Raw genomic sequence first — 15,079 nt, 5'->3', positions numbered from 1 at the left:
ACACCTTGTTTTAAATAGGATATCATGGCATTTGAGGCTTGTACGCAACCTTTTCCTACCGGAAAAGGTTCATTTTTTGTTAATCAGGTATAGAAGTCATTTTCCGGCCACATGTTGGCGTGAGAGTGTCTGGCTAGTGCCATTGCCATGTCAGGATTTTATATAAGTCCTCATGTATTTTAATTGTGGGAGGTTGAAATTCATGTCTGTAAAAGGCCGTCATTTGTTTACGTCTGAATCTGTAACAGAAGGTCATCCGGATAAAATCTGTGATCAGATTTCCGACGCCGTATTGGACGCCTTTTTGGCTAACGACCCTAATGCACGGGTAGCGTGTGAAGTATCAGTAGCTACTGGTCTCGTTCTCGTCATTGGTGAAATCAGCTCCAAATCGGAATACGTGGATATTCCATCCATTGTACGCAATACGATTAAGGAAATTGGCTATACACGTGCGAAATACGGCTTTGATTATAATACTTGCGCTGTATTGACTTCTTTGAATGAACAATCGCCGGACATCGCTCAAGGGGTTAACGCTGCTCTGGAAAGCCGTGATCCTGCTGAAGTAGATAAAGAAACGGAAAACATTGGAGCAGGCGATCAAGGGTTGATGTTCGGTTTTGCTACGAATGAAACACCTGAGTTGATGCCGTTGCCTATCGCAATGTCTCACCGTATTGCACGCCGCTTGGCCGAAGTGCGCAAGGATGGAACATTAAAGTACCTTCGCCCGGATGGTAAAACCCAGGTAACGGTAGAGTATGAAAATGGAAAGCCAATTCGTATTGATGCCATTGTAGTTTCTACGCAGCATGCAGAAGATACTACGTTGGAGCAAATTCAGGCAGACATCAAGGAAAAGGTTATTTTGCCAGTTGTTCCTGCGGAATTGCTGGATGAGCAAACCAAGTATTACATTAATCCAACAGGTCGCTTTGTTATTGGCGGACCTCAAGGGGATGCAGGTCTAACAGGCCGCAAAATTATTGTAGATACGTATGGTGGTTATGCGCGTCATGGCGGGGGAGCATTCTCCGGTAAGGATCCGACCAAAGTGGACCGTTCCGCAGCTTACGCTGCCCGTTATGTAGCGAAAAACCTAGTTGCAGCCGGATTGGCAGATAAAGTGGAAATTCAGCTTGCTTATGCCATTGGTGTAGCTACACCAGTTTCGATTAGCGTCGATACATACGGTACTGGGAAAGTAAGCGACGAGAAGCTCGTTGAACTGATTCGTAACAATTTTGATCTTCGCCCCACAGGTATCATTCGAATGCTGAATCTGCGTCGTCCAATTTACAAGCAAACGGCTGCTTACGGTCACTTTGGTCGTACAGATCTGGATGTGCCATGGGAGAGCATAGACAAAGCTGACGCTCTGAGAGTGCAAGCCGGTCTGTAATTTCTCATATGCTATCAAATATAAGCAATAACCAAAAAAAGACTGTCTCATGATTTACATGAGCAGTCTTTTTTTGATGTATTCTACAAGCTAAGTTGTGAATAGCTGTGATGAATTTCTAAGCGCCTACTACTCTGTTGGGGGTGTAAGATTCAACAGCTTTTGAAGCAAATGACAAACTTTTTTCAGCTCTTTACGCTGCTCCAAATATGAGAAAAGAGCTTTTAAAAGACCCATTTGGGGATTCGCTTTCAAAGCTTCTTCCTTTAATAGAGTCGCAATTTGCTGGTACTCCTGCTTTTCCCTCGAACTCCATGAAGACAGCAGAATACTGTCCTCCAGAGAGTAGAGAAGGCCGTTAATCTGGCGGCCCTGATCAAAGGGATTGCTTAGAATGCTTTCAGGTAACCAACCCTGATTGCTCCACAAATGAGAGGCCGAATCGGTACTCTTCAGGCTGGCAACCAAGGAATTGGATAAGAAGATGATGAATTGCGCAAGCTGCTCAATCGTTTCATCATTCATCCGATCGGCAAAGAAGCGAATATATTCAAATACAACACTTTTTAGCACAAAGGTCATATCCCATGCATGATCTTCAATCTCCGGTCCGAAAACATCAATCAGACAGTCACGTACCCATTTGTACAGCTTGTACTCATGTTGTTCAAAGGCGCCATTGAGTTGCTCATTTTGAAAAATAAGCATGGACGGCTCAGGAAGATCCATCATGAGATACACTTTGTTTTCAACGAGGTTTTTCAAATAAAGAACGGCAAAACCGTGCAGTTTATCATGATTAGTGAGATCAGGTTTACTGTAAAGTGCCCGGATATCCTGTTCAATATTTTTCTCTAGGATAATGCACATTTCTAGAGGCAGTTCTTCTTTTCCCTGAAAATATTTATAAAAGGATGCCTTTGCCATCCCACTTTCTTTTGCGATCTCTTCAACAGATGTTGAATAGTAGCCTTTTCTGGAAAACAGCCGAATGGCTGCCTGTAAGATATCATTTTTTTTTGCTTTCCATACTTACTTCCCCCTAGGGTTCAATCCGACAGTATATACTTCACTACATGCAACTACAAAGGTTGATCGGGTGTGATAGCCGTGTGTTGCTGTTTTTTGAGCTGACGGCGCATCTTGAACTTGGCCATGATCATATACAATGATGGTACTACAAACAGGGTTAAAAAAGTCGAGAATAACAATCCGAAAATGACGGTAAACGCCAGTGGTTTAAAGAGCAGGCTTCCCAATAGAGCTAACGGAATCATACCTACTATTGCAGCCAGAGAAGTCAATAAAATGGGTCTAAAACGGGCAGCGGCTGCTCTTATCACAGCTTCTTTCAACTCCATTCCCTCATGTCGGGCATCCTCGATGAACTCAATTAACACAATTCCGTTTCGCACTACAATTCCCGCCAGCGCGATAATTCCCATGATGCTCATAAATCCGATAGGCATACCTGTCAGGAAAATACCAATAATGCCGCCGGCTGCTGCCAAGTACACTGTCGTCATAATGATAATAGGAATGGAGAGAGAATAAAATTGCATAGTGATCAAGAGTAAAATGAGCAAGACTACAACAATCGCCAGCTTCCCTAAATCCCCGAATATGGTGGACTGATCGGAGGTTTCACCGCCCACTTCCCATTTATATCCTTCAGGGAACTTCATTTGTGCCAGTTTGCTTTCTACATCCACCATCGCTTCGCTTGCAGTTCGCCCGTTCAAGTCGGCTTCCACCGTAATCGTCCGCTCCATATTGTAATGCTTGATTTGCTGAATAGCAAATGATGGCTTAACCAGTACGAGCTGGTTTAACGGAATCTGCACACCGGCTGAATTGACTACACTTAATTGTTGGAAAAGCGCGCTGGGCTCCTCGTTGCTATGATTCAAATACAATTTAATATCCACCAGATCGTTACCTGTATCAAATTGGCTAACTTTAGCCCCTTCTTTTAATAGAAGCAGAGTACGGGTCAGATCTGTGTAGCTTACCAGATATTGATCCATGGCTTGCTTGTTAACCTGCAAATCCAGTGCATATCTTTCAATTCCTATATCATCCACGATGCCGGTTGTACCCTCTACTGTGGCGATCTGCTCTTTTACTTTTTGGGAAAGGGTTTGCAGCTGATTCAGATTCTGACCTGAAATCCGGATAGAAACGGGCTTACCCACCGGGACTCCCAGACGTGGAACATACGTCGTAACTGTAGTTCCAGGATAGGACTTTTTAACATGCTGTTCCCAAGCATCAACTGTCGTATCGAGATCAAAAATATTTTGTTTGCCGACGACGGCAATTTGTCCTACGGTCTCATCATATCTAATATCTCCACCCGAACTATTAATGTCACTATATAACTGCGGTGCAGTTCCTCCGGCACTGTAGACGACCTTGGAGGTTTCGGGTTGCTTCTTTATCCAGCCTGCAATGTCTTTGACGATCTGGTCTGTTTCTATAACGGAGGTGCCTATAGGCATCTTTATATTTAATGCGACATGAGGGTCCTCCGATTCAGGAAAGAGTTCAACTGAGGTAAAAGGAACCAATCCATAAGCGGCTGTTCCGAGCATGAGTCCTGCCATTGCAGTCAGCAAGGGACGCTTAATGACTTTGGGCATCAACTTTTGTGAATACAGCTTGTTTAAAGACTGAATCTGTTGGCCCAACAAGCCTGCCGGTTTAGTTTTACCCTTAGGGTGACGAGTCTGTCTGCGTTTCTCATACCATTCTCGGAAAATAGGGATGATGGTGAGTGACATGATCATGGAGGCAAGCATGGTCAGAGAAACAATGGTGGGAATGGGCTTGATGAATGCCCCTACATTTCCGGGTAGAAACAACAGTGGAGCAAAGGCCGAGATGGTAGCCAGTGTGGCAACCAAAATAGAAAGCATCACCTCTTTGGTTCCTTTTATAGCTGCATCTGTAGGCGATTCTCCTAATTCCGTAAGTCTCCGCTCAATATTATCATTGACCACTACGGCGTCATCGACGAGTATGCCAAGTACAATGATCAGACCGACAACGGAAATTTGATTGAGTGTAATACCGAGCATAGGCAAAAAGATAATAGCAATCGCAACCGAAATCGGAATCGCTAGTGCGACAAAAGCAGAGGTAAGCAAATTCAAGCCCAACATACAAACGAGAATAACAGCCACAATCGCAAGAATCGTTTCACGTTTTAAGTCCTCGAAGATATGATCTACCTGATCCTTTTGTGCAAAAAGAGTTTCAAGGCGAACACCTTCGGGAAGTGTTTTCTCCAGCTCTTTGAGCTTGGTATTGACCTTTTCGCTCATAGGCGGGACGTCTGTACCTTTTTCTGCTCCAATGTTTAGCGTAATGGCTGGTTTACCCCCAACATAGGCAAAGTATTCTGCTTGGGGATGTGCCAGCTCCGTTGTAGCGACATCTCGCAAATACACAGGAGCCCCTTCCTCTGTACGTGTCAGAATGGCCTGATTTAATTCTTCGGCTTTTTGGGTTTCTCTGACAATGAGTTGAAAGGTGCGTCCGTTGTATTCAATATCACCGGTAGGAACCCGATCAATTTGTGACTGGATCGCTTGTGCGACCTGCCCCCACGACAGATGGTACTGCTGAAGCTTCTGATTGTCGATTTGGACACGTACTTCCTGGTCAGGAAGACCATTGAACTTGACACTTGATATACCTGATAATGTATTGAGCTGATCTTTCCACGTTGTGGTCAAATCATTTAGTTTATACAGCGGTGCAGGAGAGTCAGCGACCAGGGCATAGGAGCCGATAAACGAGCTGGTCAGCTTATCATTCACAACAGGTGTTTCAGCACCTTGGGGAAGGTCAGCTTGCGCATCCTGTACTTTTTTTCGCATATTATCCCAAACCGTTTGAGGATCAACTCCATTTTTGGATTCGATTAAAATAGAGGAGAATCCGTTACCAGAAGTCGAATTAATCGTTTTAACGCCTTCCACTTCCTTGATGCGTTTTTCCAGTTCTTTGGTTACGGTTTGTTCTACTTTTTGTGGTGAAGCACCAGGGTAGACTGTTGTAACCATAGCATTCTGTATTGTGACATCCGGCATCTCCTGCTGCGGTAACTGGAAAAAGCCGAAGATTCCGACTAAAATCAGCATGACAAAAAACAGCAACGTAATTTTTCGTTTTTTTACGATATACTCAATCATGGGCGTCCGCCTTCCTCCGACTGAATCGCATTTCCATCAAACAGGGTTTCCGCCCCTTTAATGACAATACGTTCGCCTTCACGAAGGCCGGATACGATTTGAAGCTGATTTTCTACGACCTGATTGCCAAGCTCTACTGAAGTTTTAACAGCTTTTCCTTGAACATCTTTAAAAATGAATGGCTTGCTTCCCGTGTTAATGACTGCTTCGGCCGGAATGAGAATGCCGTTTTTGTCTGTTACCTGATGAGCAGCTTTAATAACCTGACCGGGTAACCAGTTTCTTTGCGGATTGGAAATGACAATCTCTACATTAACCCTGCCTGTATTGGTACTCGTTGACGGATAAACGTTGGATACTGTGCCTTGACGGGTTTCCTCGTATAACATGACACTGACCTGTTGCCCCTTCTTCCAATCTCTGATCTCACTGTCCGGTACTGGAAGCAGTACCTTGAGACGGTCAATGGAGCCTATGCGATAGACGGCCTGGCCTGAAGCGACCAAGTCACCTGTATTTACACTCTTGCCTAAAATAACGCCGTTCACAGGAGAAATTAGACGAGTACGTGAAAGCGCAAGTTCTGCCTGTCCTTTGGCGACAAGGGCTTTTTCATAGTTGGCACGGGCCTGTTTTTTGGAAGCAGCAGCTTGTTCACTGGCGGCGAGAGCCTTGCTTTTACCCGCAAGCGCATCTTGAAAGGAAGCCTGGGCGGATTGGTGCTCTTCGGCTGTGGCCCCTTCCAGCAAAAGGGACAGGGATTCCTTGGCTTGCTCCAGATCTTTCAGGGCTGCGGTAGCATTCAGGCGAGCATTCTCATTATCCGATGCGGTAGCAGCGCCAGCCTCAAACAGCTTCTGCGTACGCTCGCTATCCGTCTTGGCTTTATTATAGGCGCTTTGTGCCTTATCTACAGCGGCTTGCGCTTGCTGTTTCTCTTGAGCACGTGCACCTTTATTTACCTTGTTAACATTCGCGCTGGCTCCTGTAATGCCGGCATCGGCGGATTGAATCGCAGAGGTAGCAGCCTGTAGATTAGCCTGTGCGTTATCAATACCAGCCTGTGCCTCCAGGATGGAGGCTGTCGCCTGTGCCACCTGAAGCTTGTAGTCAGCATCATCCAAACTAGCAATTACGTTGCCTTTCTGTACAGTGGTGCCGACAGTGAGATATGCACTGGCTACGGTGCCTCCATTTTGAAAAGCCAGTGTGTTTTCCTCATAAGCCTGTAGAGTGCCTGACAAGTTATAGGCAGTATGGAGCGGAGAGGATTTGACAACTGCAGTACGCACAACGGTTGGCTGTGCAGCTGAGCCTGGATTAGCATCTTTCTCCACGCTGGAACATCCAGCGATGACAATGCTCAGGGATAAAGTAAGTACGATGAGTGCCCGTTGTTTATTCATGATTCCAAACCTCCACGATAGGTTGCAAAATTAGATTTGAACCAATCAGTATTATTTGAACCGATGAGTTCATGTGTATTATAGTGTGCTGATTATGCATTCGTCAATTTATAGTTTGTGTTTTATGAAATAGTTAACGGGATTTTCGTAACTTTTGCCTTTATAATAAGTCTATTAACATAAGAGGCTTTTTTTGTTTATTTGATAGAGTTTAGAGTACATGATCGGAAAAGTCCGTTTGAATACAATGAAGATGGGAGAGCTATCATCCATATGGTTTTAGGTAATAGGAAACAAGGCAATGAGAAGGTAGATGGCAGAGGGATCGCTAAAAGATGGGCTGTTTTGACACTGGCGGGAGTATTGTGGGTTGGACCCGTAGCCGGAACAGGCGCCCTGATTCCGTTAAACGACTGGATATCTGCGCCGATTGCGAGTGCAGCTTCCGGTTCAACTGTAAAGTTGGGGGAAGAAATAATTACTTCTGGTGCAACATTGATGAATTATCGTTTTAAAGGCTCCAAAGGAACAGCGTTAGCTGATATCGTCCGGGTAGACTTGCAAAATCCGTATGTCAAGCTGGATGTTATGACCGGGAAAAATGGACAGTTCACAACCCGTCAAAGCACAGGTGGTATGGCAAAAGAGACTGGAGCAGTCGCTGGTGTGAACGGAGATTATTTTAATACCTCCAGCGAGGGTGCCCCGATTGGTGGACAAGTATCGAAGGGGGTATTGATGTCTACTCCGTCCGATTTAACGGGGATGTATGCTTTTGCAGTAACCAAGGACGGTTCCCCAATGGTAGAGCAGTTTACCTTTGAAGGCACAGTAAAAGCCGGGGATGGATCAACTTTCCCTTTAACGGGGATGAATAAGGCTTCGTATTCGCCTGAAACAAGTGGAAGCAGCTATAGTCATTCCAACGCAATGTATATTTATACATCTGCCTGGAAAGCAATTGAGCGGCCGAAAAACAGCTCAACAACGCCTACCGAGGTGTTGGTGCAAAATGGTGTGGTTACACAAATTTCCAACAATGCTACGTTGAATATGGCTGTGCCACAGGACGGCTATATTTTACGTACTCACGGCAAAGCGGCCGATTATGTCAAAGCCCATCTGACAGTGGGAGAAACGGTAGAAACCAGCTATCATCTTCGTGTCAAATCGACAGGGAGTGAGGTGGATCCTTCCAATCTCCAGATGATGATTGGCGGACACACCATATTGGTGAATGACGGTCAGAAAACTTCGTTTTCCCGCAGTACAACGAGCATAGGCGGGACGCGGGCGCGGACGGCTTTGGGATATTCCCGTGACAAGCGTTACGCTTACGTCATTGCCGTTGAGAAGAACGGGAACAGCGTGGGTGTATCCCTGAGTGAGTTGCAAACGCTGATGAAAGATATTGGTGTCTGGAAGGGTATGAACCTGGATGGGGGCGGCTCCACCACGATGGTAACCCGTGATTTGGGAGATACGACAGCAGGACTTACGTTCAATACGGAATACGGTACGGAGCAACGGAGCGTAGTAAACGGTGTGGGTGTGTACACCAGTGCGCCTAAAGGGACGCTCAAAGGCTTCACGATTAAAGGCAATAAAACGCTGCTTATTGGTCAGACCGGAAGCTATTCTTTTAAAGGCTATGATACCTACTACAATCCGTTCGATACCTCGAATGTACAAGTGACGTGGAAATCGAGCAACCCGTCCGTCGTGTCGGTGAGTGGGGGGGTTGTGAAGGGAGCCAAACCAGGGACAGCTACGTTGACGGCGTCCAGTGGCTCAGCCAGTGCTACAACCAAGGTTACTGTGCTGGGAGCAGATGAAATTTCATCACTTACAGCAGGCAGTGGCACAGGAGCGCTTACGGCAGGAGCTAAAATTGCGGTTCCGGTAACTGCAAAGACGAAAGACGGCCAGAGCGTCAGCATTTCGTCAGATGCGCTCAAATGGGAGTTCATCGGCTTTAAGGGAAGTGTTAAGGACAATCAACTTACGGTAAATACGGTAGATGCGGGTGTGAAAACGGGCTATGCCATCGGTCGCTACGATGGTTTCAGCGCTGTCGTCTTCCTGTCTGCTGACGGGGCGAGCACAAACAACTGGGAGAACTTCGAAAATGTTTCGTATCCGGTTGACTTTACTTCGAATGTGGAAGGCGTTACCGGCACAGCGGCTGTTGCACAAGGAGATGGCGACCATGCCAATTCCAAAGTGCTTGAGCTGAATTATGACATGACGAACGGCAGTGGTAAAATGTATGCTTACGCCCAGCTGAACGGTACAACTGGCAAAACGCTTGAACAAGTGGCTACATCCATCTCGATTGATGTTAGAGGAGATAAGAGCCTGAACTGGTTGCGGGCGGAGCTGGAAGATGCCCAAGGCAAAACGACATATATAGACCTGGCCAAAGTGATCGACTGGAACGGCTGGAAAACAATTAACGCAGACATGAGCGGTTTGAATATCTCATATCCGGCGAAGCTCAAGCGCCTGTATGTAGTCAATGTCGCTGAAGGTCAGGATGAGCGTGCTAAAACAGGTAATATTGCTTTTGATAATATTTCTTTTAATACACCGGGAACGGTCGGAACCGAAGGACTCAAAAAAGGAACGGCTCAAATGGCAATCGGACAAAAGTCAATGACCGTGAACGGGACGCTAACAACAATTGATGCGGCTCCGATGACCCGCAACGGTTCAACGTATGTACCGATCAAGTACGTGCTGGACGCTTTTGGCGGGCAAGCCAAGTGGAACGCAGGCGATCAGCGGATTACGATTATGCGTGGCGGTGTGCTGATGGATTTGACGGTGGGTAAAAAAGAAGTCGTCATGAACGGCAAGCGTCAGAGCACTGATGTAGCGCCCATTGTGTTAGGTGGCAGGACTTTAGTCCCATTAAGACTCGTGTCAGAGCAGTTAGGAATGACTGTAAAATGGGAACAAGAAACGAAGACCATCACCCTCCAGTCATGATATGGTATGATATATACTTGAAATGCTAGGATTGGAGTAGAACATTTGTGGACTTTCAAGCCGATATCATAGACCGAGTCATTAAGAATGCCATTCAGGTGATGGAGAACAGTAAATATCAGATGTTCGAAATTTTGGACACGGCCCGGACCGAGCTGATCACATTAAATCAGGAACTCCAGAGCGTCCTGAAGGAAACGGCAGAAACGATTGAAAAGGTGGACCAGTTGGAAATGAACTATCGGCGGTCCCGTATTCGGCTGACTGAGGTCAGCCGTGACTTTGTCCGCTATTCGGAAGAGGATATCAAGCAGGCTTACGAGAAAGCAACACAGCTTCAGCTCGATGTGATGATCTTTCGCGAGAAGGAAATGTACCTCAAGGCCAGAAGAGATGATCTTCAAAAGCGGGCTAAAAGTGTCGAGGCCTCTGTCGAGCGGGCCGAAACCATCGGTTCGCAGATGGGCGTCGTGCTGGAATACTTGTCGGGTGAGTTGGGACAAGTAACGCGGATCATCGAATCGGCCAAAAACCGGCAGTTTATTGGTCTGAAAATTATTTTAGCCCAGGAAGAGGAGCGCAAGCGGATATCCCGTGAAATTCACGATGGACCTGCACAGCTTCTTGCGCATCTAGTGCTTAGGACGGAAATTGTGGAAAGAATGATCGCCAAGCAGGAATTTAAGATGGTTCAGGACGAAATAGTAGACTTGAAGAAACAGGTTCGCTCCAGTCTTGAGGAAATGCGAAAGGTTATTTTCAATCTGCGTCCTATGGCCCTGGATGACTTGGGACTTGTTCCGACGCTCCGGAAATATGTGCAGGATTTTGAAGAGAAAACGAAGATTAGATCGCTTTTTGAAACAAGGGGCAAGGAACACCGTCTCTCTTCCGCGATGGAAGCAGCCATTTACCGTCTGATCCAAGAAGCTTTGACCAACGCTGCCAAGCATGCTTATCCTACCTATGTGCTTGTTGAGATTACTTATCAGGCGCAGCTTGTAAAAATCGTGGTGCAGGATAACGGTCTGGGCTTTAAGCCAGAGCTTTTTCAGCAGAAAAGCAAAGATCATGGGCATTTTGGTCTGATTGGTATGCGGGAAAGGGTTGAACTGCTCGAGGGGAGAATGGAGATCGAATCAGCTGAGAATCAAGGCACCAAGATAGTGATTCATATCCCAACCAACGTGGAAAAGGGAAAGGAGTAACAACATGGAAAATCAGGAAATTAGTAACGCACCCATTAAAGTACTCTTGGCGGACGATCATCAGTTGTTCCGTGAAGGGCTTAAACGTATTTTGAATATGGAGGACGACATTGAGGTCATCGGCGAATGTGGCGATGGTATTCAGGTGTTGGAGTTCTGTAATGTAGAGAAGCCGGATATCGTTCTGATGGACATTAATATGCCTATTGAAAACGGTGTAGAGGCAACTGAAAAACTGCGTGAGATGTTCCCGGATGTCAAAGTTATCATTCTGTCCATTCATGATGATGAAAGCTATGTATTCGAGACGTTGCGCAAGGGAGCTAACGGCTACCTGTTAAAAGATATGGAGGCCGAGTCCCTCATTAACGCGATTCGCTCTGTACATGAAGGGTATGCGTTTATTCATCCGAAGGTAACGGGTAAACTCATTCAGCAGCTCCGTCGGATGACGTACCTGAATGAAACCGGGGCTATGGCTGAAGGTCATACCAAGGAAGCTGGCGTGAAGTTCGTCGCAGGCGAAAATAACCCACTGACCCGTCGTGAGGCTGAAGTGTTGCGCTTAATGGCAGAAGGCAAGAGCAACAAGATGATCGGTGAATATTTATTCATTAGTGAAAAAACGGTCAAAAACCATGTCAGCAGTATTTTGCAAAAAATGGAGGTTGATGACCGGACACAAGCGGTTATTAACTCAATCAAATACGGATGGGTTACGCTGTAAAGTGTAGTCTTTGAAACCCAGTACATAACCGTGACACCTCTTCCTGTTATACGGCATATATTGTCGCTATAGGAGGAGGTGGAACCTTCGTGATGGCTCATTTGGTTTGGATATTGCTTATATATGGTCTGGGAGCCGCAGTCGTGCATCTTATGTATATACGGCAAGCGGTTCAAGCCTATCGCAATGGCGACGATGTGCGTGCGTTATCTTCGGATCAATGGCCGACCCGTTATATTGTCATTACTTCTAATGACGGAGAACGTGTGGAGTGGGTGATGCGTTCATTGAGCATACTTGCCTGGTTACGTCGTAAGCCGCTGCATGTGACGGTACTGGATGATGAATCCGTGGACGATACGCTGCCGATCCTTACACGGATGATAGGTTACAGCCATATGGATGTTTCGGTCATTTCATATCGTTTTTCACCGGGAAACCCGGTTTTACCGAGGTCAGGCGGTGAAAAGCAGGTTGTTATTGACCTCAGAACAGTCAACCCGTTGGTGGATGCTCCACTTGTTCGTTAATGACAAAGTATTGTGGACATTACGGTCGAAACCGGATATAAATGTTATAAGGAATTGCATATGCAAGATAAAAGGGATTTCGCTGAAATCCGAATGATGTGAAGTACACTTCAGGCTATGAGCCATGGAAGTGTGCTTTTTTTGTTGTATGGGTAGGAGGAAAAACAAACACTTGAGGAGTGGGAGGGGGGCCAAATGAAAATTTCGGTATATGTGGTCAATTATAGGGGGAAATGGGATATCCGCTTATCCGTGGATATTCGAGTAGATATGACATGGTGGTTGAAAGCGAGCGATGGACAGGAGAATGCTGTCGAAAAATGGGTGATACTGGGGCGAGGTCTTCCGTTGCCTTGGGGCGTAAAGCTGTGTGAAGTGTTCAGGGGATCAACGGACATGGAGCGATGGACAAGGGAGCAATGGTGGCAATACGTTCTCGCACAGCTAAAGGATGAGCTGAATTCAGAGCCTTTTGACGCAGATCAGTATTTGGCCAAAGGAATCGATGCTATATGCATTTGGGATGGGCAGATACTCCATCCAAGCAGCATGATGTTTGGGAGAGGGAGTGAGGAACGGAGAATGGCAGGAGTAACGTACCTCAGTCAAACAAGGCATTTTAACAGTGAAATCGAAAAACTGGATATGGAGTGTGTGGCACGACAAGCGGATGTGCTGGCTGATTTGCTGTCAGGACGCCAGTTGCTCGTTCCGGAAGCTGAAGCGCTGCTGGCTGAGGCGGCGCCAGGTTTGGAGCGCGTTTGGCGCTCAGCTGCGCAGCTCGCGTACCTGCAAGGCCGGCTCAGCTTTGCTGCTGGCCTTGCACCATATACGCGCCGGTCCGCCGCGCGTGATCTCCGCTGCAATCGTTGCGGCAGCGGGGCGATGTACCGCACGGGCTGTGCATCGTGCGGACGCAAGGCGTGCGCCTACTGCGAGACGTGTCTCGCGCTGGGGCGCAGCCGTGAGTGCTCGCTGCTGCTGCGCGGTGCAGCGAAACCCGCCGTGCCGCGCACGGCGGACACAGCCCCGGCCGCGGAGCTTGACCGCTGGGGGCTGAGCCCTGCGCAACGCGCCGCCGCCGAAGCGGCGCTGCGCTTTTGGCCGCACCGCCCGGTGGGGTGCGGGGGCCAGTCCGCCCGCAAAGCCTCTGGCTCCGGGCGTGCGAGCTGCTGCGGCGTGGCATGGCTACACGCCGGGGGCCAAGCCCTGCTGCTGCGCCGCAGGGCAATGTCCTTGCCCGCGACAGCAGCAGCAGGCATTCTTCGCCAACAACTGGCGAAGGCGTATGGCACATGCCTGGCGTCGGCGGTAAGGCCGATGTCGCGGCAGAGCGGTTTTTACTCTGGGCCGTGACTGGCGCAGGCAAGACAGAAATGATGTTTCCACTCCTGCAACATGTGCTGGAGCATGGAGGAACGGCGCTTGTAGCGACACCGCGTCGGGATGTGGTACTGGAATTGGCCCCCCGTTTGGCAATCGCCTTTCCCCATGTAAGCATGGTGACGCTCTATGGAGGCAGTGATGAACGCTGGCAAAGGGGACAGCTGACACTTGCGACAACTCATCAGCTTCTGCGTTATCGTCAGGCCTTTGATCTGGTTGTCATTGACGAGATTGACGCGTTTCCTTATCACAATGATCCTATGCTCGCCTTTGCCGCACAGGCTGTGTGTAAGCCGGAGGGGAAATTCATTTATTTGTCTGCTACTCCACCGATACTATTGCAAAAAGAGGCTGCACGCGGCCTATTACCGCACGCCAAGGTTCCCGTTCGTTTTCATCGTCATCCACTGCCTGTCCCATTCCGTTTGGAGACTACTCCGGTGAAGCATTGGCTGCAAAAAGGGCGGCTTCCTGCATCCCTGATTCAACGCTTGTCCGCATCCATACATCGCGGCGCTCAGGTCTTCCTGTTTGTAACACGAATCTCACATATTCAATCTCTAGTAGAATTGTTGATCAAACGCCTGCCTCATATCCCAATTGCGGGCACCTCATCCCAGGATGAAGAGCGAAGCGCTAAGGTACGTTCCTTTCGGGCAACTGAAATACGTGTACTGGTCACAACCACTATTTTGGAACGCGGTGTGACGGTTCCACGGAGTGATGTATATGTACTGGACGCGGATAGCAGTCTTTTTGATGAAGCTTCTCTGGTACAAATGGCTGGTCGAGCAGGAAGGTCGAAGGATGACCCGCGTGGAAGCGTCGTTTTCACATCTCCCCAATGGACTCGCGGCCAAAAGAGGGCGATTAGACAAATTAAGCGTATGAATACACTAGCGCGAAAAAAGGACTATCTACAGGAGGTAAAACATTAAATGCGCAAAATAAAAAAAGTTTTTTTGGAAATGTGAAACCTGATGCAATGTTGACACGTAAACTACCAAGAGAGGTGCATTTTGTATGAAAATGATGCGCAGAACTCAACTTTTTTTGAATTGGCTACTTCAGCGTCAGTCGGAAACATGTATCGCTTGTGGAATTCACGCTGGGAGTTTTTCCAAGTTTCCCGGGATTTGTACTTCTTGTTCGGCTCAAATTCCCTGGATTCACAACATTCGATGTGTTCATTGTGGACGCTCGACATTTTGTCCTGATTGTGTAAGG

8 protein-coding genes and 1 pseudogene are annotated in these 15,079 nt (G+C 47.4%); 6 read left to right on the top strand and 3 right to left on the bottom strand.

All coding sequences use genetic code 11. The annotated features are described in order from the left end of the window. Positions 1–202: 202 nt before the first annotated feature. Positions 203–1,405 carry a methionine adenosyltransferase gene (gene metK, locus QMK20_RS23925; protein ID WP_044648613.1) on the top strand — a complete coding sequence of 401 codons (1,203 nt, stop codon included), beginning with the start codon at positions 203–205 and terminating at the stop codon, positions 1,403–1,405. Between the two features lie 129 nt (positions 1,406–1,534). Here the strand turns inward: metK and QMK20_RS23920 are convergent, their stop codons facing one another. The 3 genes from QMK20_RS23920 to QMK20_RS23910 all read right to left on the bottom strand — a co-directional run bounded on the left by QMK20_RS23920 (position 1,535) and on the right by QMK20_RS23910 (position 7,010). After that, positions 1,535–2,413, bottom strand: coding sequence for a TetR/AcrR family transcriptional regulator (locus tag QMK20_RS23920; protein ID WP_283656336.1), 879 nt, complete (start codon positions 2,411–2,413; stop codon positions 1,535–1,537). A gap of 74 nt (positions 2,414–2,487) precedes the next feature. Further along, positions 2,488–5,604, bottom strand: coding sequence for an efflux RND transporter permease subunit (locus tag QMK20_RS23915; RefSeq protein WP_283653559.1), 3,117 nt, complete (start codon positions 5,602–5,604; stop codon positions 2,488–2,490). Next, positions 5,601–7,010, bottom strand: coding sequence for an efflux RND transporter periplasmic adaptor subunit (locus QMK20_RS23910; RefSeq protein WP_283653558.1), 1,410 nt, complete (start codon positions 7,008–7,010; stop codon positions 5,601–5,603). Before QMK20_RS23910 ends, QMK20_RS23915 begins: the two co-directional genes overlap by 4 nt. 273 nt (positions 7,011–7,283) lie before the next feature. Between QMK20_RS23910 and QMK20_RS23905 the strand changes: the two genes are divergently transcribed. The 5 genes and pseudogenes from QMK20_RS23905 (at position 7,284) to QMK20_RS23885 (ending at position 14,790) form a co-directional block, all read left to right on the top strand. Next, positions 7,284–10,001 (top strand): stalk domain-containing protein, encoded by a 2,718-nt coding sequence (locus QMK20_RS23905; protein WP_283653557.1) that lies wholly within the window; start codon positions 7,284–7,286, stop codon positions 9,999–10,001. Between the two features lie 47 nt (positions 10,002–10,048). After that, complete coding sequence (locus tag QMK20_RS23900) at positions 10,049–11,209, top strand: sensor histidine kinase (protein WP_283653556.1); 1,161 nt, start codon at positions 10,049–10,051, stop codon at positions 11,207–11,209. A gap of 4 nt (positions 11,210–11,213) precedes the next feature. After that, positions 11,214–11,936 (top strand): response regulator, encoded by a 723-nt coding sequence (locus QMK20_RS23895; protein ID WP_007432713.1) that lies wholly within the window; start codon positions 11,214–11,216, stop codon positions 11,934–11,936. A gap of 92 nt (positions 11,937–12,028) precedes the next feature. Beyond that, a complete protein-coding gene (locus QMK20_RS23890) occupies positions 12,029–12,466 on the top strand; it encodes a hypothetical protein (protein WP_283656335.1) in 438 nt (145 codons plus the stop codon). 195 nt (positions 12,467–12,661) lie between these two features. Continuing rightward, positions 12,662–14,790: pseudogene (locus QMK20_RS23885) on the top strand (ATP-dependent helicase ComFA). Positions 14,791–15,079 lie beyond the last annotated feature (289 nt).

Source organism: Paenibacillus sp. RC334 (assembly GCF_030034735.1).
Taxonomy (GTDB): Bacteria; Bacillota; Bacilli; order Paenibacillales; family Paenibacillaceae; genus Paenibacillus; species Paenibacillus terrae_A.
This window is presented reverse-complemented; position numbering and strand designations above follow the sequence as displayed.

Coding starts and splice junctions, on each gene's coding strand:
- metK (WP_044648613.1), top strand. CDS start 203: ATGTCTGTAAAAGGCCGTCATTTGTTTACGTCTGAATCTGTAACAGAA.
- QMK20_RS23915 (WP_283653559.1), bottom strand. CDS start 5,604: ATGATTGAGTATATCGTAAAAAAACGAAAAATTACGTTGCTGTTTTTT.
- QMK20_RS23910 (WP_283653558.1), bottom strand. CDS start 7,010: ATGAATAAACAACGGGCACTCATCGTACTTACTTTATCCCTGAGCATT.
- QMK20_RS23905 (WP_283653557.1), top strand. CDS start 7,284: ATGGTTTTAGGTAATAGGAAACAAGGCAATGAGAAGGTAGATGGCAGA.
- QMK20_RS23895 (WP_007432713.1), top strand. CDS start 11,214: ATGGAAAATCAGGAAATTAGTAACGCACCCATTAAAGTACTCTTGGCG.
- QMK20_RS23890 (WP_283656335.1), top strand. CDS start 12,029: ATGGCTCATTTGGTTTGGATATTGCTTATATATGGTCTGGGAGCCGCA.